At 63.2% G+C, this 21,469-nt stretch carries 20 protein-coding genes; 12 read left to right on the top strand and 8 right to left on the bottom strand.

Annotation, left to right across the window (positions count from 1 at the left end; genetic code table 11):
* Window positions 1–152 precede the first annotated feature (152 nt).
* From prmA to BLQ55_RS18235, 7 genes are all read left to right on the top strand, one after another.
* Entirely contained in the window at window positions 153–1,031 is an 879-nt protein-coding gene (gene prmA / locus BLQ55_RS18265) for a 50S ribosomal protein L11 methyltransferase (protein ID WP_013692161.1), read from the top strand.
* Window positions 1,032–1,061: 30 nt separating this feature from the next.
* Entirely contained in the window at window positions 1,062–2,294 is a 1,233-nt protein-coding gene (locus BLQ55_RS18260) for a DUF3426 domain-containing protein (RefSeq protein WP_092255694.1), read from the top strand.
* Window positions 2,295–2,479: 185 nt separating this feature from the next.
* A complete protein-coding gene (gene dusB, locus BLQ55_RS18255) occupies window positions 2,480–3,487 on the top strand; it encodes a tRNA dihydrouridine synthase DusB (RefSeq protein ID WP_053181619.1) in 1,008 nt (335 codons plus the stop codon).
* Window positions 3,484–3,804, top strand: a complete 321-nt coding sequence (fis, locus tag BLQ55_RS18250) for a DNA-binding transcriptional regulator Fis (RefSeq protein WP_007921650.1) — start codon at window positions 3,484–3,486, stop codon at window positions 3,802–3,804. The genes dusB and fis overlap by 4 nt, the downstream gene beginning before the upstream one ends.
* 83 nt (window positions 3,805–3,887) lie before the next feature.
* Window positions 3,888–5,495 carry a bifunctional phosphoribosylaminoimidazolecarboxamide formyltransferase/IMP cyclohydrolase gene (gene purH / locus BLQ55_RS18245; protein WP_072410260.1) on the top strand — a complete coding sequence of 536 codons (1,608 nt, stop codon included), beginning with the start codon at window positions 3,888–3,890 and terminating at the stop codon, window positions 5,493–5,495.
* Window positions 5,496–5,651: 156 nt separating this feature from the next.
* Complete coding sequence (gene purD / locus BLQ55_RS18240; protein ID WP_092204790.1) at window positions 5,652–6,947, top strand: phosphoribosylamine--glycine ligase; 1,296 nt, start codon at window positions 5,652–5,654, stop codon at window positions 6,945–6,947.
* Window positions 6,948–7,046: 99 nt separating this feature from the next.
* The gene (locus tag BLQ55_RS18235) at window positions 7,047–9,821 is read left to right on the top strand and encodes a hybrid sensor histidine kinase/response regulator (RefSeq protein WP_092255691.1); all 2,775 of its coding nucleotides are present in this window, start codon (window positions 7,047–7,049) and stop codon (window positions 9,819–9,821) included.
* A gap of 38 nt (window positions 9,822–9,859) precedes the next feature.
* Here the strand turns inward: BLQ55_RS18235 and BLQ55_RS18230 are convergent, their stop codons facing one another.
* The 3 genes from BLQ55_RS18230 to BLQ55_RS18220 form a co-directional block, all read right to left on the bottom strand.
* On the bottom strand, window positions 9,860–10,540 hold the full coding sequence (locus BLQ55_RS18230; protein WP_256326602.1) for a hypothetical protein: 681 nt from the start codon (window positions 10,538–10,540) through the stop codon (window positions 9,860–9,862).
* Window positions 10,537–11,262 carry a hypothetical protein gene (locus tag BLQ55_RS18225; RefSeq protein ID WP_092255686.1) on the bottom strand — a complete coding sequence of 242 codons (726 nt, stop codon included), beginning with the start codon at window positions 11,260–11,262 and terminating at the stop codon, window positions 10,537–10,539. Before BLQ55_RS18225 ends, BLQ55_RS18230 begins: the two co-directional genes overlap by 4 nt.
* 63 nt (window positions 11,263–11,325) lie before the next feature.
* Complete coding sequence (locus BLQ55_RS18220) at window positions 11,326–12,135, bottom strand: hypothetical protein (protein ID WP_092255682.1); 810 nt, start codon at window positions 12,133–12,135, stop codon at window positions 11,326–11,328.
* Window positions 12,136–12,378: 243 nt separating this feature from the next.
* Here BLQ55_RS18220 and BLQ55_RS18215 point away from each other — a divergent pair, with 243 nt between their 5' ends.
* Window positions 12,379–12,975 carry a MarC family protein gene (locus BLQ55_RS18215; RefSeq protein ID WP_003186248.1) on the top strand — a complete coding sequence of 199 codons (597 nt, stop codon included), beginning with the start codon at window positions 12,379–12,381 and terminating at the stop codon, window positions 12,973–12,975.
* A gap of 232 nt (window positions 12,976–13,207) precedes the next feature.
* Here the strand turns inward: BLQ55_RS18215 and cobJ are convergent, their stop codons facing one another.
* From cobJ to BLQ55_RS18190, 5 genes are read right to left on the bottom strand one after another with little or no spacing between them, the layout of a single operon-like run.
* Complete coding sequence (cobJ, locus tag BLQ55_RS18210) at window positions 13,208–14,905, bottom strand: precorrin-3B C(17)-methyltransferase (RefSeq protein ID WP_092255679.1); 1,698 nt, start codon at window positions 14,903–14,905, stop codon at window positions 13,208–13,210.
* The gene (locus BLQ55_RS18205) at window positions 14,905–15,636 is read right to left on the bottom strand and encodes a precorrin-2 C(20)-methyltransferase (protein WP_092255676.1); all 732 of its coding nucleotides are present in this window, start codon (window positions 15,634–15,636) and stop codon (window positions 14,905–14,907) included. Before BLQ55_RS18205 ends, cobJ begins: the two co-directional genes overlap by 1 nt.
* Entirely contained in the window at window positions 15,636–16,262 is a 627-nt protein-coding gene (locus tag BLQ55_RS18200) for a precorrin-8X methylmutase (protein WP_092255673.1), read from the bottom strand. Before BLQ55_RS18200 ends, BLQ55_RS18205 begins: the two co-directional genes overlap by 1 nt.
* Complete coding sequence (gene cobG / locus BLQ55_RS18195) at window positions 16,255–17,574, bottom strand: precorrin-3B synthase (RefSeq protein WP_092255670.1); 1,320 nt, start codon at window positions 17,572–17,574, stop codon at window positions 16,255–16,257. The genes BLQ55_RS18200 and cobG overlap by 8 nt, the downstream gene beginning before the upstream one ends.
* Complete coding sequence (locus BLQ55_RS18190; RefSeq protein ID WP_143011744.1) at window positions 17,571–17,786, bottom strand: hypothetical protein; 216 nt, start codon at window positions 17,784–17,786, stop codon at window positions 17,571–17,573. The genes cobG and BLQ55_RS18190 overlap by 4 nt, the downstream gene beginning before the upstream one ends.
* Before the next feature lie 159 nt (window positions 17,787–17,945).
* Here BLQ55_RS18190 and cbiE point away from each other — a divergent pair, with 159 nt between their 5' ends.
* From cbiE to BLQ55_RS18170, 4 genes are all read left to right on the top strand, one after another.
* Window positions 17,946–19,157: a precorrin-6y C5,15-methyltransferase (decarboxylating) subunit CbiE gene (gene cbiE / locus BLQ55_RS18185; RefSeq protein ID WP_092255664.1), complete on the top strand. Its 1,212-nt coding sequence runs from the start codon at window positions 17,946–17,948 to the stop codon at window positions 19,155–19,157.
* Window positions 19,150–20,247: a cobalt-precorrin-5B (C(1))-methyltransferase gene (locus BLQ55_RS18180; protein ID WP_092255661.1), complete on the top strand. Its 1,098-nt coding sequence runs from the start codon at window positions 19,150–19,152 to the stop codon at window positions 20,245–20,247. The genes cbiE and BLQ55_RS18180 overlap by 8 nt, the downstream gene beginning before the upstream one ends.
* Entirely contained in the window at window positions 20,244–20,972 is a 729-nt protein-coding gene (locus BLQ55_RS18175) for a cobalt-precorrin-6A reductase (protein WP_092255658.1), read from the top strand. The genes BLQ55_RS18180 and BLQ55_RS18175 overlap by 4 nt, the downstream gene beginning before the upstream one ends.
* A 192-nt stretch (window positions 20,973–21,164) precedes the next feature.
* A complete protein-coding gene (locus BLQ55_RS18170; RefSeq protein WP_060739368.1) occupies window positions 21,165–21,467 on the top strand; it encodes a type II toxin-antitoxin system RelE/ParE family toxin in 303 nt (100 codons plus the stop codon).
* Window positions 21,468–21,469: the final 2 nt, after the last annotated feature.

Below are 21,469 nucleotides of genomic sequence, written 5' to 3'. Positions count from 1 at the left end.
CCTGCGACATGCCCATGGCATACATATATATATCGAAACACCGCCCCGACGGCGCGAGACTCGCTTATCCACTTTGGCGGCGACCTGGCGTACACTGCGCGCCTTTGCAGCCCTGCGCTGCCCCCCTGTGGATTTTTTCAAAGGTGCCCGCCATGCCTTGGCTGCAAGTACGCCTGGCCATCAGCCCGGAACAAGCCGAAACCTACGAAGACGCGTTTCTTGAAGTAGGCGCTGTATCGGTAACCTTCATGGACGCCGAAGACCAGCCGATCTTCGAGCCGGAGCTCAATACCACCCCGCTGTGGTCCCACACCCACCTGCTGGCCCTGTTCGAAGGCGGCACCGAGGCGGCCAGCGTGCTGGCCCATCTCGAGCTGCTGACCGGCAGCCCGCTGCCCGAGCATCACAGTGAAGTGATCGAAGACCAGGATTGGGAACGCAGCTGGATGGACAACTTCCAGCCGATGCGTTTCGGCCAGCGCCTGTGGATCGTCCCGAGCTGGCATGCCGCGCCAGAGCCGGACGCGGTCAACCTGCTGCTGGACCCGGGCCTGGCGTTCGGCACCGGCACCCACCCGACCACTGCGCTGTGCCTGGAATGGCTCGACGGCCAGGACCTGAAGGGCTGCAACGTACTGGACTTTGGCTGCGGCTCGGGGATCCTGGCGATTGCCGCGCTCCTGCTGGGCGCCCGGGAAGCGGTCGGCACCGACATCGACGTCCAGGCCCTGGAAGCCTCCCGCGACAACGCCGGGCGCAACAACATCGCCGAAGCCCTGTTCCCGCTGTATCTGCCCCAGGACTTGCCACAGGTCCAGGCCGACGTGCTGGTGGCCAACATCCTGGCCGGCCCGCTGGTATCCCTGGCGCCGCAACTGTCGAGCCTGGTCAAGCCGGGCGGGCGCCTGGCGCTGTCGGGCATCCTCGCCGAACAGGGCGAAGAAGTCGCCGCCGCTTATGCCGCGGACTTTGACCTGGACCCGATCGCCAATCGCGATGGCTGGGTGCGCATCACCGGACGTCGGCGCTAGAATGAGCGCCTGTATCCACCGGATTGCCGCATGACTGACAGCTTCGTCACCCAGTGCCCGCATTGCCATACCCGTTTTCGCGTCAGCCATGCTCAACTGAGCGTGGCCCGCGGGGTGGTTCGTTGCGGCTCGTGCCTGCAGGTATTCAATGCCGCACAGCAATTGCTGGAACAACGCACAGCCAAGCAAGCGGTGCCTGCCGTCGCGCCACCCGCCAAGCCGGCCGCCGAAGCCCCGCCCCGGGCGATCAGCCAGAAACAGTGGAGCGCCGCCGAGCTGGATCTGGATGACCTGGACAAGGAACTGGCGCGCCTGGAGCGCCGCGACAATCGCGCCCCGGGCAATGCCGGCCGGCGCCGGGAAGACAACCTGAGCGCGCAACGCGACTCGCTCTCCAGCGAACAGCAAACCTGGCCCGACAGCCTGTACAGCGACACCTCGGGCGAGCGCGTCGAAACCGTCCTCGATACCCCCTTCGAACCGTTCGAACCCCACGAACCGGCGCGACCGCCGCGTACCGAGCCGTCCCTGTCCCTGGCCCTCGAACCGCTGGAACCGGACGACGAACCGGTCGCCCCGCTCCACCTCGCGCCGGACGACGAGCCCGACGAACACCTCGAGCGCCTGTCCGCCACCGATGACCACGATCACGACGATGAGCCCGAGCGACCGCTGCCACTGCGCAAGTCACGGGAACGCCAGGAGCCGGGGATACGCGCCGAAGCCCTCCACGACCTCGACGACGATCCGCTGCAACTGGACTGGCGCAAACGCCGTTCGCCCTGGGGCCGCCGCCTGTTGTGGGCCCTGCTGATCCTGCTCGCCGCCGCGGCCCTCGGTGGCCAGTACATCGCCTACCATTTCGAAGAACTGGCCCGCCAGGACCAGTACCGGCCGTGGTTCCTGCAAATCTGTCCGACCATCGGTTGCGACGTACCGTCCAAGGTCGACATCGCCAAGATCAAAAGCAGCAACCTGGTGGTGCGCAGCCATCCGGAGTTCAGCGGTGCCCTGGTGGTGGACGCGATCATCTACAACCGTGCGCCCTTCTCCCAACCTTTTCCGTTGCTGGAGCTGCGCTTTGCCGACCTCAACGGGCACCTGATCGCCAGCCGTCGCTTCAAGCCCGGGGAGTACCTGGGCGGCGATCTCGAGGGCCGCGGCGAAATGCCGCCGCAAACGCCCATCCACATCGCGCTGGATATCCTGGATCCGGGCCCCAAGGCGGTGAACTACAGCTTGAGCTTTCATTCCCCCGAATGAAACCGGCCAGGGTCGGCCCATTGACGGCAGCTTTCTGACTGACCCCACCCAGACCAAACCGCTGGCGATAACAAAATAGCTGTTCAGATTTTATCCAATTCGATCTTTATCCAGTCATCGAGAGCGGGTATCATGCCAACCCTTTTTCGAAGTCTCATGATCCGGCCCCACTTCAGGGAAGTCCTATGTCGGCGGTACGCATCGGCCCATATACATTGCAGAACGGCCTGGTTCTCGCCCCTATGGCAGGCGTCACCGACCAGCCCTTTCGTCAGTTGTGCAAACGCTTGGGCGCAGGACTGGTGGTGTCGGAAATGGTCACCAGCGACATGAGTTTGTGGAACACCCGCAAATCGCGTCTGCGCATGATCCACGAAGGCGATCCCGAGCCACGCTCGGTACAGATCGCCGGTGGCGACGCACAGATGCTGGCGGAGGCGGCCCGGGCGAATGTCGAGTTGGGGGCGCAGATCATCGACATCAACATGGGTTGCCCGGCGAAAAAGGTCTGCAACAAGGCCGCAGGCTCGGCACTGTTGAAAGATGAAGCGCTGGTCACCGAGATCCTGCAGGCCGTAGTGGCCGCGGTCGATGTGCCGGTGACCCTGAAGATCCGCACCGGGTGGGACCGGGAGAACAAGAATGGCCTGGTGGTGGCGAAGATCGCCGAACAGGCGGGCATCACGGCATTGGCGGTCCATGGTCGCACCCGTGCCGACCTGTACACCGGCGAAGCCGAGTACGACACCATCGCCGCGATCAAGCAGGCGGTGTCGATTCCGGTCTTTGCCAATGGCGACATCGATTCGCCCGAGAAGGCCCGGTACGTGCTGGACGCGACCGGTGCCGATGGCCTGTTGATCGGCCGGGCCGCCCAGGGGCGGCCATGGATTTTTCGTGAGATCGAACACTACCTGCGCACTGGCGAAAAGCTGGCGGCGCCGCAGTTGTCCGAGGTGGAACGTATTCTGCTAGAGCATCTGGCCGCGCTACATGCCTTCTACGGAGAAGTCATGGGCGTACGCATCGCTCGCAAGCATGTGGGCTGGTATCTCGCAACCCTGCCGGGCGCCAGGGAGTTTCGCGCCCGTTTCAATCGTTTGGATGGTACGCAAGCACAATGCGCCGACGTTCAGGCGTTCTTCGCTGAGCGTTACAAGAGCCTGACAGGGGACGAAGGGGTGGCCGCATGACGATGATGACCGAGACTTTAGTGAGTGGAACAGCACCCGTGAGCGACAACGTGAATTTGAAACAGCACCTCAATACGCCCAGCGAAGAAGGTCAGACCCTTCGCGGGAGTGTCGAGAAGGCGCTGCACAATTATTTCGCCCACCTTGAGGGCGCTGCCGTCACGGATGTGTACAACCTGGTGCTTTCCGAAGTCGAGGCACCGCTGCTCGAAAGCGTGATGAACTACGTCAAGGGCAACCAGACCAAGGCCAGCGAGCTGCTGGGCCTGAACCGCGGCACCCTGCGCAAGAAACTCAAGCAGTACGATCTGCTGTAAGCATTCAATCAAACCAGAAAGGCGCCCGCATAAAAAACGGTCGCCTTTTTTGCTGACTTCCCTTGCTTTTGATGGAAATTGAAATGACCGACCAGACCACCCGCCTGCCGATCCGCCGCGCCTTGATCAGCGTTTCCGACAAGACCGGGATCCTCGAATTCGCCCGCGAGCTGCAACAGCTGGGCGTCGAGATTCTCTCCACCGGCGGGACCTTCAAGCTGCTGCAGGACAACGGCGTCGCCGCAGTGGAAGTCGCGGACTACACCGGTTTTGCGGAAATGATGGACGGTCGGGTCAAGACCCTGCACCCGAAAATCCACGGTGGGATCCTGGGCCGTCGCGGCATCGACGACGCCATCATGAACGAACACGGCATCAAGCCGATCGACCTGGTGGCCGTCAACCTCTACCCGTTCGAAGCCACCATCAACAAGCCAGGCTGCGACCTGCCGACCGCCATCGAGAACATCGACATCGGCGGCCCGACCATGGTCCGCTCGGCGGCCAAGAACCATAAGGACGTGGCCATCGTGGTCAACGCCAGCGACTACGCCAGCGTGCTGGAGAACCTCAAGGCCGGTGGCCTGACCTACGCCCAGCGTTTCGACCTGATGCTCAAGGCCTTCGAGCACACCGCCGCCTACGACGGCATGATCGCCAACTACATGGGCACCGTGAACCAGGCCGCCGAAACCCTGTCGACCGAAGGCCGCAGCGAATTCCCGCGCACCTTCAACACCCAGTTCGTCAAGGCCCAGGAAATGCGCTACGGCGAGAACCCGCACCAGAGCGCGGCGTTCTACGTGGAAGCCAAGCCTGCCGAAGTCGGCATTGCCACCGCCACCCAACTGCAAGGCAAGGAACTGTCGTTCAACAACGTGGCCGACACCGACGCCGCGCTGGAGTGCGTGAAGAGCTTCGTCAAGCCAGCCTGCGTGATCGTCAAGCACGCCAACCCGTGTGGCGTGGCCGTGAGCCCGGACGCCGAGGGCGGCATCCGCCAGGCCTACGAACTGGCCTACGCCACCGACACCGAGTCGGCCTTCGGCGGCATCATCGCCTTCAACCGTGAACTGGACGCCGAGACCGCCAAGGCCATCGTCGAGCGCCAGTTCGTCGAAGTGATCATCGCCCCTTCCGTCAGCGAAGAAGCCCGCGCCATCGTTGCCGCCAAGGCCAACGTGCGCCTGCTGGCCTGCGGCCAATGGTCGGCCGACCGTGCGCCGGCCTGGGACTACAAGCGTGTCAATGGCGGCCTGCTGGTCCAGAGCCGTGACATCGGCATGATTGGCAGCGAAGACCTGAAAGTGGTGACCCAACGCGCCCCGAGCGAGCAGGAAATCAACGACCTGATCTTCGCCTGGAAAGTCGCCAAGTACGTCAAGTCCAATGCCATCGTCTACGCCAAGAACCGCCAGACCATCGGTGTCGGCGCCGGCCAGATGAGCCGTGTGAACTCGGCCCGCATCGCCGCCATCAAGGCTGAACACGCCGGCTTGCAGGTACAGGGCGCGGTCATGGCCTCCGATGCGTTCTTCCCGTTCCGCGACGGCATCGACAACGCGGCCAAGGTCGGCATCACCGCCGTGATCCAGCCGGGTGGCTCGATGCGTGACGCTGAAGTGATCGCCGCCGCCGACGAAGCCGGCATCGCCATGGTGTTCACCGGCATGCGCCACTTCCGTCATTGATACACCGATCGACTGTGGGAGCGAGCTTGCTCGCGATAGCGTCGGATCAGTCAGCATTGAAGTCCGCTGACACACCGCCATCGCGAGCAAGCTCGCTCCCACAGAAAAGCAGCTTCAGTGCTGCATACAGAATCAGCGTCATCCGAGGTTTTTGAAATGAATGTTTTGATCATTGGCAGCGGTGGCCGCGAACACGCCCTGGCCTGGAAAGTGGCCCAGGATCCCCGTGTGCAGAAGGTTTTCGTGGCCCCGGGCAATGCCGGCACCGCCATCGAAGCCAAGTGCGAAAACGTCGCCATCGACGTGCTGGCCCTGGAGCAACTGGCCGACTTCGCCGAGAAGAACGTCTCGCTGACCATCGTCGGCCCGGAAGTGCCGCTGGTCGCCGGCGTGGTCGACCTGTTCCGCTCCCGTGGCCTGGACTGCTTCGGCCCGACCGCTGGCGCCGCGCAGCTGGAAGGCTCGAAAGCGTTCACCAAGGATTTCCTGGCGCGCCACAAGATCCCGACCGCCGACTACCAGAACTTCACCGAAATCGAACCGGCCCTGGCATACCTGCGCGAGAAAGGCGCACCGATCGTGATCAAGGCCGACGGCCTGGCCGCCGGTAAAGGCGTGATCGTTGCCATGACCCTGGCCGAAGCCGAAGACGCCGTGCGCGACATGCTCGCTGGCAATGCCTTCGGCGACGCCGGTTCCCGCGTGGTGATCGAAGAGTTCCTCGACGGCGAGGAAGCCAGCTTCATCGTCATGGTCGATGGCAAGAACGTGCTGCCGATGGCCACCAGCCAGGACCACAAGCGTGTCGGCGATGGCGACAGCGGCCCGAACACCGGCGGCATGGGCGCCTACTCCCCAGCCCCGGTGGTGACCGCCCAAGTGCACCAGCGCGTCATGGACCAGGTGATCTGGCCGACCGTGCGCGGCATGGCCGAGGAAGGCAACGTCTACACCGGCTTCCTCTACGCGGGCCTGATGATCGACAAGGCTGGTAACCCAAAAGTCATCGAATTCAACTGCCGTTTCGGCGATCCTGAGACCCAGCCGGTCATGCTGCGCCTGCAATCGAGCCTGGTCCTGCTGGTCGAGGCCGCGCTGGCCCAGGCCCTGGACAAGGTCGAAGCCCAATGGGACCCGCGCCCAAGCGTCGGTGTCGTATTGGCGGCCGGCGGTTACCCGGGCGACTACGCCAAAGGTAGCGCAATCCAGGGCCTGGACGCCGCGGCGCGGCTGGAAGGCAAAGTCTTCCATGCGGGCACTGCGTTGAAGGATGGGCAAGTGGTCACCGCTGGCGGTCGTGTGCTTTGCGCCACCGCCCTGGGCGCCAGTGTGGACGACGCTCAGCAGCAGGCCTACAAGCTTGCCGCCGAGATCGACTGGGAAGGTTGTTTCTACCGCAAGGACATTGGCTACCGTGCCATTGCCCGTGAGCGTGGCGAAAATCTGGAATAACCCGGCCATTCAGCCAGGCAGGGGTCTGCGGCCCTTGCCTGACTGTTCCGGCGCCGCGCATAGTTATAATCTGGCATCAACCTACGAAGGGATTTCGCCGTGCGCTGGCTCAGGATTGCCATAGGCTTTACCGTCACCCTGCTGACGCTGCTCTGCATGCTCCCGGCCCAGGCCGCGCCAGGCAGTGGCTGGGCGGTATTGCTCGACGAACAGGGCGACCTGACGCTGAGCGACATCCGTTCCGCTCGCTACACCAATCAATTCAGCCCCATCGACCTGGACCGCCTCAGGGCCGCCGAACCCGGCGGTGCATTGTGGCTGCGCTTTCGCCTGGCCCCGGACAGGCACGAACAAATCCTGCGCATCTTCGCCCCCGACCTGTCACGCCTGAACCTCTATGTGCTGGACGGCGACGCCCTGGTCGAGCAACAGGTCGGCGGCAATGCCGCGCCGCATACGGAACCGGCGGTGCCCAGCAGCGACTTCATGTTGCCGCTGCCGCGCAGCGACAAATCATTGGACGTCTACCTGCGACTGGCTTCGCGTCACGAACTGCGTCCCTACATCACGTTGCAATCGGCTGTCGTGGCAGCGGCCGATCAGAACCAGACGCTGATCTACGGGCTGCTGTTCGGCTGCATCGCCATGCTGATCCTGCATAACCTCACCCGCTACGCCTACACCCGCTCCCGCAGTTGCCTGTGGCTGGCCGCCTGTGAAGGGCTGCTGATGCTCAGCCTGGTGCTGTTGCTGAACCTGGCCGGGCCCTGGCTGCCCGACTGGCCGGCGGTGCAGACGCCCGGCGCTTACCTGGCGTTGCTGCTGACGGCGCCCTGCGGCCTGATGTTCGCCTACCGCTTCTTCGCGCCCCTGGGGCCGCACCCGCTGAACCGGTTGCTGCTGGGGGACATTGTGTTCGTCATGCTGTGCAGCCTGCTGCTGTTGTTCGTCAACACGCTGCCACTCAATATCATGACCTACGCCCTGGTGGCCCTGGCCGGCCTGAGCATGCTGTTCGTCAGCGCCTGGCACTGGCAAAAGGGCTACCGCCCGGCCCGGCTGTTCGTCGCGGCCATGGTGGTCTTCAACCTGGGCACGCTGATCATTCTCCCGGCACTGCAAGGGCTCACGGAAGTCCCTCCCCAGGGCTTGATCATCACCCTGCTGATCTTCATCTGCATCAGCGGCCTGTTGATGAGTGTCGCCCTGGGCGAGCGCCAGCGCTCGATCAACGAAAGCCGCTTCAGCATCAGCCGCGACCTGGCGGCGAGCAATGCCGAGATCAATGCCAAGGCCGAGTTCCTGGCCAAGATCAGCCATGAGATCCGCACCCCGATGAACGGCGTGCTGGGCATGACCGAGCTGCTGCTGGGCACGCCACTGTCGGTCAAGCAACGCGACTACGTGCAAACGATCCACAGCGCCGGCAATGAACTGCTGACCCTGATCAACGAGATCCTCGACATTTCCCGGCTCGAATCCGGGCAGATCGAACTGGACGACGTGCAGTTCGACCTCAATGCCCTGATCGAGGATTGCCTGAGCATCTTCCGCGCCAAGGCCGAACAGCAGAACGTCGAGCTGATCAGCTTCATCCAGCCCCAGGTGCCGCGGGTGATCAGCGGCGACCCGACGCGGCTGCGCCAGGCGTTGCTGAGCCTGCTGGAAAACGCCCTGAAGAAGACCGACGAGGGCGAAGTGCTGATCGTCGTCGCCCTGGACGAGCGCAGCCATCAGCCGCGCCTGCGCATCGCCGTGCAGGACAGCGGGACGCCGATGGACGCTGAAGAGCGCGACACGCTGATGCACGCCGAACTGCACAGCAAGAACTTCCTTTCCGCCACGCGCCTGGGGGGCAACCTGGGGCTGGTCATCGCCCGCCAGCTGATCATCCTGATGCACGGGGAGTTCGGCATCAAGAGCGGCAGCAACCAGGGCAGTACCTTGTGGCTGACCTTGCCCCTGGACCCGGATCGCCTCGAACACCCGACCTCGGACCTCGATGGCCCGCTGCAAGGGGCACGGGTGTTGATCGTCGACGACAACGACACCTGCCGCAAGGTGCTGGTGCAGCAGTGCAGCGCCTGGGGCCTGAACGTCAGCGCTGTGCCCTCGGGCAAGGAAGCCCTGGCGCTGCTGCGCACCAAGGCACACCTGCGGGATTATTTCGACGTGGTGCTGCTGGACCAGAACATGCCGGGCATGACCGGCATGCAACTGGCGGCGAAGATCAAGGAAGACCCGAGCCTGAACCACGACATCCTGTTGATCATGCTCACCGGTATCAGCAATGCGCCGAGCAAGATCGTGGCGCGCAACAGCGGGGTCAAGCGCATCCTCGCCAAACCGGTGGCCGGCTATACCCTCAAGACCACCCTGGCGGACGAGCTGAACCAGCGCAACCGGGGCCTGGCTACGAACGTACCGGTGAACGCCGGCCCACCCGCGCCGGTAAAGGTGCCCAGCGACTTCCGCATCCTGGTGGCCGAGGACAACAGTATTTCCACCAAGGTCATCCGCGGCATGCTGGGCAAGCTCAACCTGCAACCGGATACCGCCAGCAACGGCGAAGAAGCTCTCAAGGCCATGAAAGAGCGACGCTACGACCTGGTCCTGATGGACTGCGAAATGCCGGTCCTCGACGGTTTCTCCGCGACCCAGCAACTGCGGGCGTGGGAAGTCGGCAACCAGCGCACCCGCACGCCCGTGGTGGCGCTTACCGCGCACATCCTCGCCGAGCACAAGGAACGCGCCCGCCAGGCCGGAATGGACGGGCACATGGCCAAGCCGGTGGAGCTGTCGCAGTTACGCGAATTGATCGAACACTGGGTGGCCCAGCGCGAGCAGCAGAACAGGGCCGTGAATACGCACTGAACCCGCGAAGAGCCTTCAGCGACTACCCGTAGCGTCGTTCAGATTTCCAGCGCATGCAGGTGACGAGTCGTTTCGGCGATCACCGCGGCCGCGACTTTTTGCCTGAATGTTGCGTAATGCAGCGTGCTGAATGTCACGACGGCCATTTCCTCCACGCTGCTTTCCACCACTTCCTCCATTGGCCAGAACAGAAATCCCGAGACCGTCCTGCGGGTGCGGAACTGCTTGTGATACAACGCGATTTCCACTTTCCCGCGGGATTTGGCGGCGCAGGGGATCACCTGGAAGAATCCCGTATTGCTCTGTAGGCTCGTTCGTTCAAACAGCTCGAGCGCAGCAGGGCTTCGTCCAAGCGTTGCTATCGCCTGGCTGGCCTGCCGCGAATAGCCTGCGCCAAAGGAACGGGCAATCTGCTGCGAAACGCTATCGGCCATCAATCCTTGCCCGGCCTGCCCCGCACTGACAGGACGAGCCGAGTCCCACCCCAGGTACCTGAGCTTGTTCTTGTAATAGTCGAACCAATTACCGACCAGACCGTCCTTGTACGCCGAACGGGTTGCCAACTGCGCGTACAAGTTGCTCAGGTAGATATCCTCGCGATCTTGGAGGGACAAACCCTCATCGAAGGACACGATACTCCCGCCCACCACCGCTGCCCTCGATGCCTCATCCAGACGCAACCGCTGCCCGTCGGCCGATCGAAACCCTTGATCCGTCATAACGCCCCCGCTTCCGGTTGCGCTTGCTCGACCGCATCGGAAATATCGATGATGTTCTTGGCGGCCTTATCCCCCAGCTTCTGGACGATCGCATCGCGAAAAGGCGCATAGAGCGCCTGGGACAAATTAGCCTTGAAGCAATGCAATTGAATATTGCCCACCACAGGATCGGTGGAGAAGAGTTGTCCAAGAGGGTTGGACGTCACATGCTCGGGCTCGAACTCCAGGCAGACGCTACTCAATACAGGCCCCTGTTGGGCCAGGATGACTTGCAGCCTGATTCTGTCGGGTGCTTTATGGGGCGCCTCGGACGAATCCGGGCTTTTCGGCCGATGGGCATGTTCACGCAGCAATTCGATAGCGGGCAACGTGCTGGACAACTGGGCGACGCGCTTCAATACATCAGTTACTTGCGTAATCAAAGTTCGCTCAACATATTCTCCCAGCCGCTCTTCGACGCATCCCATCAGGTTGGTTTTCGATGAGACAGCGAGTGTAAAGTTGTCCCAACTGACGGCCTTTTGCATCCAGCCATTACTCAGAACTTCCCGGTACGCTGAGTACCAGTCATTGGACCGGACAAGAGCGGGGTATTTTTTACTGGCTACCAGCTGGGCAAACAATACCGAATTCAATACATCGAGCCGGTCCTGCCCAATCAGGTCAGTAGGCAGCAGGACAACAGCGCCGGCATCAATAAAAATCGAACAGTGATCTTTCATGACAATTACCTTATTCCATTAACGGATGGCGACCACCCCGGTAGTCGCCAGGAGATCAATCAATCAGATCTCGTATTCGTCGATTTTTTGTTTCGCGCGATCACCCAGTTTTGTAATGATAGCTTCTCGAGTCGCACTGATAATTGTCGGCACCATGGTCATATGGCATTCACCGCGATACAAGTCTACCGAACTGCTGTCCCAATCCACGAACAGGACCTTGGTCTGGTTCGTCCGCTTGATGAAGCGCACCGCGCCTAATGCCATGAGTATTTCACCGTGCGGGGTTTCGTGACAGCTCGCCACACCAAAGCCACCGGTGCCGGACTCCTGGATATTCTGGTCAAAGAGCCGCAGCGACTTGTCATTGGTTTGCAATGCGGCGATCGCATCACCGGCCACTTTCAGCATCAGCAACGAAGTCGGACCAGGAACGGCAGCCGCTGCCACCGCCGAACCGAGGACTTTCAACACCAATTGATCCATCTTGAAACTCTTGCCGGACGCGGCAACCTTATCGTAGTAATGTTGCAGAATGGTCCAGCCACAACTCTGCATGACCTCAAGGAAGGTTTTATACCATTTATCGCCTTCGTCATCCCCTGGGTACTTCTTACTGGCAACCAGCGATGCAAATAGATAGGAATGCTGGATATCCGCTTGATTTTGCACCGTCATACCTGAAACAAACGACATGATAGCGTCTCCGACAATCGAAGCGCGGTCCGGCTTTTCGATTTCGTTGTCAAACCCTGCCATTTTATATCTGGCAATCCGAGGGGAAACAATTACATCGTCCGGCGATATATCGTAGGTATTCAGGCGTTCCAGTCGGTCCGCCAAAGTGATGACCGAATCAAATTTAGCATTCATTGAATATGTCCCTTATTTAATTAAAGCCCTCCATGGGCCCGAGCGCCATACTTACCTACCCACCTTAAGGGTAACAAGCACAGAACTGTAACCGCACTTAATCCCAGGACAACAACCAACAACTAACAGAAAAAACAAACCAAGGTTTCACTACATTAAAACCCTCAAACCCACGGCCAGCCGACAGACACCCCGGCGCCTGATAGACTCCACGTCAATTGTCATTCGTCGCGAGTTCCGACCATGCTCCACGTGCTGTTCAGCGTTTATCTGAAGATGTTGGTCCTCTACAGCCCCTTCTTCGTGCTGTCATGTTTTATCGGCCTGACTCGCGGCTATTCGCGCAAGGAGCAACGCCGCCTGGCTTGGAAAGTCGCGACCGCGACCCTGGTCTCCAGCGTCTTGCTGTACCTGTTCGGACGGGTGATTTTCAGCGTGTTCGGCATCACCGTGGATGCGTTCCGGATCGGCGCCGGCAGCGTGCTGTTCATTTCGGCCCTGGGCATGGCCCAGGGCAAGTCGGCCGTGCAGACCGACAATGTGCAGCAGGACGTGACCATCGTCCCGCTGACCATTCCGTTGACCGTCGGCCCCGGCACCATCGGCGCCCTGCTGGTGATGGGCGTGAGCCAGCCGCACTGGGACGACAAACTCATGGCCATTATCAGCATCGCCCTGGCAAGCTTCACCGTCGGCGTCGTGCTCTACCTGTCCAGTCGCATCGAACGCATCCTCGGCGACCAGGGCCTGCAGATCGTCAGCCGCCTGATGGGGCTGTTTGTCTGCGCCTTGGCGGCGCAGATCATTTTTACCGGGGTGAAGGGCTACCTGGTGCCGTAAAAGGAGACGGTTCGCTCTGCGAGCGGTGCTGTCGCCAACAGCGCCTTCAGGGTGGCACTGCCAAAGCCCCCCAACCCCCTTAACCGCGGTAGGAGCTGTCGAGCGAAGCGAGGCTGCGATTTTTGCCCAGACACTTGAGTCCCAAGCGAAAGATCAAAAGATCGCAGGCTTCGCCAGCTCCTACAGGGATCCCTCGCCGTAGTAGCCATCCATGAATGAACGGTGTCGCGGTTCAGGCAGGTTTGGCCCCATACCAGCGGGGCGTGTACACCCAGTTCCCACCCGACGCGCGCGGGAACACGCAGGTGGTGGAGGAACCGATCAGGACCATGGTGCGCATGTCCACCTGCTCGGCCGTGAGCTGCCCCAACGTGGTGACACGCAGGGTCTGGCCCGGACGACCGATGTCACGCCCCAACACCACCGGCGTCTCCGGCGTGCGGTGCCGGGCGACGATTTCCAGCGCACGCCCCAATTGCCACGGTCGCGCACGGGAAATCGGATTGTAGAAGGCCAGCGCCAGATCGGCTTCGGCAGCCAGGTCCAGACGCTTTTCGATGATCGACCAGGGCTTGAGATTGTCCGACAGCGACATTACGCAGAAGTCATGCCCCAACGGCGCACCGGCCTGGGCGGCGGTCGCGAGGGAGGCGGACACCCCGGGCAGGATCTCCAGGTCCACCTGATGCCAGGCCGGGTCGCTGGATTCGTGCAACGCTTCGAGCACCGCCGCCGCCATGGCGAAGACGCCCGGGTCGCCGGACGACACCACGATCACCGAACGCCCCAGGGCCGCCAGTTCAAAGGCGTGACGAGCGCGCTGCATTTCTTCGCGGTTGTCGGTGCAGTGCAGCACTTGATCGTCGCGAAACGGGCCGGCCATGCGCACATAGGTTTCGTAACCGAGCACATCGGTGGCCCGCGCCAGTTCGGCTTTCACCGCCGGCACCATCAGCTCGGCAGCGCCCGGCCCCAGGCCGATCACCGCCAGGCGGCCGCGCGGACGACCGATTAGGGTCACATCCAAGGGCTGCGCGGCGACAGCGATGACCAGGTTGGCCGTTGCCGAAACGAGGGTCGCCGCCGGCACCGAGCTGCGGGCCAAGGTGGCGGCATCGCCTGTGGCCGCCACAAAGCGCAGCGCCACCCCGAGTTCCTGCGCGGCGTCACGCAAGACCGTGCTGGCCATCAGCGTATCCGCCGCCACCAGGCACGCCAGGCTCGCAATCGCCACGTTGGCTTGCTGCAACGCTGCACGAACGGCGCTTGGCAGATCGACCACCTCGGCGCTCACCACCGCCGCGACACTGCGCGGATAAATCAGCAGCTCATGGGCACTGGCCTCACGCTCGGCATGGCTAACGTGGATCGTGCGCCGGGCTTGCGGGTCTTGCGGCAACTGCGCTTGATCCAGCCACGGAGCTGCGCCTTCGATGCGCACCGGCTCGCCGGCCAACAGGTCGGAGACGAAGCGCTTGCCTTGCTCCAGGTCGCCGAGGCTGTAACCGCTGGGTGGATTGAGCAGGCACGTGCCGAAACGCAATTCACCGCTGGTGGTGATCGCCGGCGCGACCTGCAGCATTGCCGCGATGTCCCGGGCCATGCCGTTCACCCCGCCCAGGCCGCCCAGCAGCGGCACCACGGCGCTGCCATCCTCGGCCACTGCCAGCACTGGCGGCTCAGCGCCTTTTTCCAGCAACAGCGGCGCCAGGGTACGGATGACAATGCCCGCCGCGCACAGGGCGATGATCGGCGTGTCCTGTTGGTAGAGTTCACGCAGTGTCGCGCCGAACTCGAAGTATTGCCGATCACCCTCGACCCGCCCGGCCAGGCCGTGGATCAGGGCGCCGGGGTAACGCTGCTGGATCCGTCGGGCTGTTGCCAGGCTGCCGGGGCCGAGGATGACGATGGCCGGCGTGTTGGCGGCCATCAACCCTGCCACCGTTCGCCCGGCACGATGATCAGCGAGAAGTACGGCGAAGACATCGGCTCGACTTCATCCAACGGCACGACTTTCTGGTTGGCCATGGTCGCTCGCTCGACGTACAGCGCTCGCCCGTCCATGCCCAGTTCCTGAAGCACCTGGCGGACCTTGGGGAAATTGCGTCCCAGCTTCATGATCACCGCCGCATCGGCATCGGCCAGGCGACGCTTGAGATCGTCGTGGGGCAAGACGCCGGAGAGCACCGACAGGCTCTGGTTGCGATAGACCAGCGGCGCGCCGAGCACCGAAGCGCCGCCGAGCATCGAGCACACGCCGGGAATGACTTGGGCCTCATAACGCTCGGCCAGGCGATCGTGCAGGTACATGTAGGAGCCGTAGAAGAACGGGTCGCCCTCACAGATCACCGCCACATCGCGACCGGCATCCAGGTGCACGGCCAACTGCTCGGCGGCGGTGTCGTAGAAATCGGCGATCACCTGTTCATAGGACAGCGGCGCAGGCAGCACCTCGGTGGTGACCGGGTAGACCAATGGCAGCAATGTCTGCGCGTCCTGCAAATGGGCCTCGATGATACCGAAGGCGTTGCCCTTCTTGCCCTTGGCGACGAAATACGCCACCACGGGCGATTCGCGCAGCAGGCGCAGGGCCTTGACCGTAATCAGTTCCGGGTCACCGGGGCCCACGCCGAGGCCGATCAGACGTCCAGGCTGCTGCATCATTCAATCTCCGTGGCGAGGGCATTGACGGCGGCGGCGGCCATGGCGCTGCCGCCCAGGCGGCCTTGCATGATCACGAATGGCACGCCACGGCTGTTGGCCGCCAGCATCGCCTTGGACTCGGCGGCGCCGACGAAGCCCACCGGAAAACCGAGGATCAATGCCGGTTTCGGCGCGCCGGCATCGAGCATTTCCAGCAGGTAGAACAGCGCGGTCGGCGCGTTGCCGATGACCACGACACTGCCTTCCAGGTACGGGCGCCACAACTCCAGCGCTGCCGCCGAACGGGTGTTGCCCAGTTCCTCGGCCAATGCCGGTACGCGCTCGTCGCGCAAGGTGCAGATCACCGGATTGTTGGCTGGCAGGCGAGCCCGGGTCACGCCTTCGGAGACCATCCGCGCATCGCACAGGATCGGCGCACCGGCGGCCAGCGCCTGGCGCCCGGCCGTGCCCGCGCCCTCGGAAAACTGCAGGCCATCGATGGCCTCGACCATGCCGCAGGCGTGGATCACCCGCACGGCGAGTTTCTCCAGGTCGGCCGGAATGCGCGCCAGGTTGGCTTCGGCGCGGATGATCGCGAAGGAGTTGCGATAGATCTCCTGACCGTCGCGGATGTAATCAAGCATCAAGGGGGCTCCGGGGGCGAGCGTCGAGCCAGTGGCCGAACGCTTCAATAGTCAGATTGTGTGCCTGCAACGCGCCGAAACCCGGCAACGTGGCATCGCGAAAATACAGGTCGTAACGACCGGGGGCGACCGCCAGCAAAGTGGCAGGCGCGACGTGGGCCGCCGCGCAGGAACGCGGGCAGCCCGACAGATGAACCTTCAGGGTTTGGCCCTGGCGTTGCAGCAGCTCGGCCAGTTGGCGGGCGTCGGCCTTGGTGTCGGCCAAGGCTTTGCCGCAGCCACTGGAGCCGGTGCAGGCGATAAGTTGCGCCAGGGGTTGATCGTTCGAGCCTAACAGCCCCAACCCCTCAAGCCGCGCCAGCACTTGGTCGGCATCCGCGCGGCGCACGTTGGGCAGCAGCAGGCTTTGCCAAGGGCTGAAACGCAGGCTCGCATCGCCCTTCTCCCGCGCCAGTTGCGCGGCCCCTCGCAGCATGACCGCATCGAGCCGCCCCAGGGGCGCCGCCGCGCCGACGTAGACGCGGTCGTCGTGCTGGGGATGGACGCCGAGGTGCAGTCCATCGCTGGACGCATCCCGCTGCCAATCCAGGCACGCTTGCAAGGGCACGCGGCGGGCCAGCCGGGCCATGAATTCAGCCACGGAGACGTCAGCCAGCAAATGGCGCATGCGGTTCTGGTCCGGGCGGGCCAAGTCGAGGAACAACTCCAGCACCGCCACCACCAAGGCATGCCCCTGGGCCAGGGGCACTCTGCCCGCCGGTGTATCCAACGGGGTGCCGGCCAAGCCGAAGGCCAGCCAGGGCTCGCCGTTACAGACCAGGGCCGAGAGCCACAAGTCGTGGTGATGTTCGAGCATCGCCAACGCTTCTCCGCCGTCCAGTTGCACGGCGAACTTGGCGGACAGTTCATGGAAGCGTTCATGGGTTTGCAGGGTGACGAGGATCTGCGCGGCCAACGGGCGAGTGTCGAACAGCATCTGCCGGTCGATCCCGGCCGCGGGGCTGAGCATCAGGTTGCGCACGTCATCGCCAGCGGGTGTCCGCGGCCCCAGGCCAGCGACGAGCAAGGACTCGATCAATGCGCTGTGCTCGGAACCAATCCCGCGGATTTGCAGGTTACCGCGGTTGGTCGCCTCGATCACCCCGCCGGCAAACCGCTCGGCCGCCGATGCCACGGCCTCGGCCTGATCCGCCCGGATGGCACCGCCGTCGAGCTTGATCCGACAGATCCCACCGTCCAGCGCCTGGACGACGCGCAGCAACCCCGGGCAACCGGAGGGGCGTACGACGAGGAGGGATGGGCGTTCGTTCAAGGGAAGACCGGCAAATAAGAAACGCCATATTGGCGAAGGAGCGCCATTATGCCTGCTTTGCCGGGGGTCATGAAAAGCTTGCTGGTCGGATTGAAGCCAGATTGCTCAAGAACACGAGCGGCCTGATCCAATGAGGTTGTCTGTACCACCGCTATCGCGAGCAAGCTCGCTCCCACGGTTTTGGTCAGGTTGTGCACAGACTCTGTGTTCACCCCAAATCCCCTGTGGGAGCGAGCTTGCTCGCGAAAGCGGTCTGGCAGCCACAATGATGTTGCGCCAGGCGCCTGATCCGCCGGGGCGCGGTATGATGGCGGCCCGGTTCGCGGCGGCAACACGCCTGTCGATCAACCCCATTCATTCGAGGAACAGAGATGACCCCCTGGCTGACTGTAGTGGGCATCGGCGAAGACGGCTTCAAGGGCCTGGGCCGAACGGCTCGTCATGCCTTGCTGCGGGCGTCGCGTATTGTTGGCAGCGCTCGCCAGTTGGCGCTGCTGCCAGTGTGCATCCGCGGCGAGCGGGAGCTGTGGCCCAGCCCGTTTTCCCTGGAACCGCTGCTGGCGCGGCGGGGCGAGTCGGTGTGTGTACTGGCCAGCGGCGACCCGATGTTCTACGGCGTGGGCGCGAGCCTGGCGAAACAGCTGCTGGACGATCAGATGCTGGTCATCCCCGCGCCTTCCTCTTGTTCGCTGGCCGCGGCGCGCATGGGCTGGCCGTTGCAGGACGTGGTCACGCTGTCGCTGGTGGCACGTCCCCTGGCGGCGCTCAATGGGCATTTATCCACAGGCGTCAGGCTGTTGCTGCTGAGCAATGACCGCCACAGCCCTGCCGCCGTGGCGACGTTGCTGCGCGAGCGGGGGTTCGGCCCAAGCGCCATGACCGTTCTGGAGCATCTGGGAGGTGCAGCGGAACGACGGATCGACGGTAGCGCCGCGCAATGGTCCGATGACAGCGTCGCCGACCTGAACCTGATCGCCGTCGAATGCCGGGCCGAACCGTCGACACCGCGACTGTCACGCTTGGCCGGTTTGCCGGACAGCGCGTTCGAGCATGACGGCCAGTTGACCAAACGCGACGTGCGCGCCATCACCCTCGCCCGCCTCGCCCCGACCCCCGGCGAGCTGCTCTGGGACGTCGGCGCCGGCAGCGGCTCCATCGGCATCGAATGGATGCGCGCCCACCCCAGCTGCCGGGCCCTGGCCATCGAAGCCGACGAAGGCCGGCAAGGCTTGATCGAACGCAACCGCGACAGCCTCGGTGTACCCGGCCTGCAACTGATTCGCGGCAGCGCCCCGCAGGCGCTGGACAACTTGGAGCGTCCGGACGCAGTGTTCATCGGAGGCGGCGTCACCCGCGAAGGCGTGCTCGACACCTGCTGGGCCCGACTCAAGCCCGGCGGTCGGCTGGTCGCCAACGCCGTGACCCTGCAAAGCGAAATGACCCTGATGCACTGGCGCGAACGTCACGGCGGTGAGCTGACCCGCATCCACATCGCCCAGGCCCAGCCGTTGGGCGAATTCGACACCTGGCGCCAGGCCTTGCCGATTACCTTGCTGGACCTGACGAAACCTCTCGATGCGTGACGAAACCGCCGAACAACCCGCCCCCCTGCGCAGCGGCCTGACCACCGGCAGTTGCGCCACGGCCACCAGCCTGGCAGCGGCCCGCTTGCTGCTGCGCGGCACCGAAGCCGACGCCGTGGAAATCGTACTGCCCAAGGGCAAGCAGGTGCAGATGCGCCTGGAGTTCTGCCGCCTGACCGAACAAGGCGCCGAGGCCGGGACGATCAAGGACGCCGGCGATGACCCGGACGTGACCCACGGTGCCCTGCTGTTTTCCCAGGTGCGCCTGATCGCCGAACCCGGCGTGCGTTTCGTCGCCGGTCGCGGCGTAGGCACGGTGACACGACCGGGGTTGGTGCTGGGTGTCGGTGAGCCGGCGATCAACCCGGTGCCACGCAAAATGATCAACGATCACCTGGGCCGCCTGGCCGAGGAAAGCGGTTATGCCGGTGGTTTCGAAGTCACGGTCAATGTCGAGGACGGCGAAGCCCTGGCGCTGAAAACCATGAACCCACGACTGGGCATCCTCGGCGGCCTTTCGATCCTCGGTACCAGCGGCATCGTCCGGCCATTCTCCTGCGCGGCCTACATCGCCTCGATCCACCAGGGCATCGACGTGGCGAAGACCAACGGTTACCTGCACATCGCCGCCTGCACCGGCAATGCCAGCGAAGACACCATGCGCCGGGCCTATAACCTGCCGGAGATCGCCCTGATCGAAATGGGCGACTTCGTCGGCGCCGTGCTCAAGCATGTGCGCAAGGTGCCGGTGGAAAAACTCAGCCTCTGCGGCGGCTTTGGCAAGATCAGCAAACTCGCCGCCGGCCACATGGACCTGCACAGCCGCCACTCGAGCATCGACCTGCCGCAACTGGCCGAATGGGCGGCGGCCATCGGTGCCGATGAGGTTTTGCAGCAGGGCATCCGAGATGCCAACACCAGCCAACAGGCCCTGGCGATGGCCAGCGCCGCCGGCGTCGCCCTCGGCGATGCGGTGTGCGAGCACGCCCTGGCCTTCGCTCGCAGTGTGGTACCGGCCCAGGTCCAGGTCGAAGTCTTCGCCATCGACCGCCAGGGTGGGATCGTCGGTCACGCCGGAAGCTTCCAATGAAACGCATCCTGCTGCTCGGTGGCGTCACCGAAGCCCTGGCCATCGCCCGCACCCTGGGACCCGATCACATCTACAGCCTGGCTGGCATCGGTCGCGTCCCCACCGACCTCACCTGCCAGGTCCGCGTCGGCGGCTACGGCGGTGCCGAAGGCCTGGCGCAATTCATTCGCGACCAAGGCATCGATCTGCTGCTGGACGCCACCCACCCCTACGCCGCGCAAATCAGCCACAACGCCGCCCACGCAGCACGCACCTGCGGCATTTCCTGCTGGGCCCTGCGCCGTCCGGCCTGGCAGCCCCAGGCCGGGGATGACTGGCGCGAAGTGGCCGATTGGGCTGAACTGATCCAGGCCCTGCAACCCTTCCACCGCCCGCTGTTCACCCTCGGCCGCGAACCGCTGCAACACCTGCACGAAATTCCGCCAGAGCAATTCTGGACCCTACGCGCCCTGGACGTTTACCCCGGTAATGAACGCTGCGAAGTCATCGGCGCCCGTGGGCCGTTTCACCTCGAAGACGAGCGCGAACTGTTCGAACGCCGGAAGATCGATGTGCTGATCAGCAAGAACAGCGGGAGCACGGCCACTGAGCCGAAGCTGGAGGTGGCGCGGGAGCGGGGGGTGCCGGTGTTGGTTTTGCGGCGGCCGGTGTTGGCGGGGGTGGATCGGGAGTTTGGAGAGATCAATGAAATGCTGGACGCTTTATTCGTACAAAACGGGTTCTGAATTCAGCGCATTCGCGCGACATTTCTGACAAGTTTTCAAGACGAAGCCGGCTGTTTCGTCCAAGACGTTCAATTCTATAGTTCCGCTCCTTAATACCCACCGCAGCACCTGGCAGTCATTCAGCATGAGCGACCCGTCTCGTGCCGAGGAAAGTGCTGCTTGCCAATATGTATCCCAAGGAATACGATCCAAATGATCGAATTTGAACAGTCCCGAGTATTCTCAACCTGGCTTGACGGGTTGAAGGACATTGCTGGGAAAGCTCGCATCATTGCCAGGCTCCGATCGGCAGAGCATGGGAATTTTGGTGATTGCGAACCGGTGGGTAACGCAGTGTATGAGATGCGTATTCACTCGGGTCCTGGCTACAGAGTGTACTTCTCCCGTCAAGGCTCCGTGCTTTATTTGCTGCTTGTGGGAGGTGACAAATCGACTCAGAAACGGGATATCGCACGCGCTGTTCAAATGGCGCAAACCATGGGTAATGAGGAGTGAAT

The sequence above is a fragment of the Pseudomonas sp. NFACC13-1 genome, assembly GCF_900104425.1.
In the GTDB taxonomy this organism is placed as follows: domain Bacteria; phylum Pseudomonadota; class Gammaproteobacteria; order Pseudomonadales; family Pseudomonadaceae; genus Aquipseudomonas; species Aquipseudomonas fluorescens_AA.
This window is presented reverse-complemented; position numbering and strand designations above follow the sequence as displayed.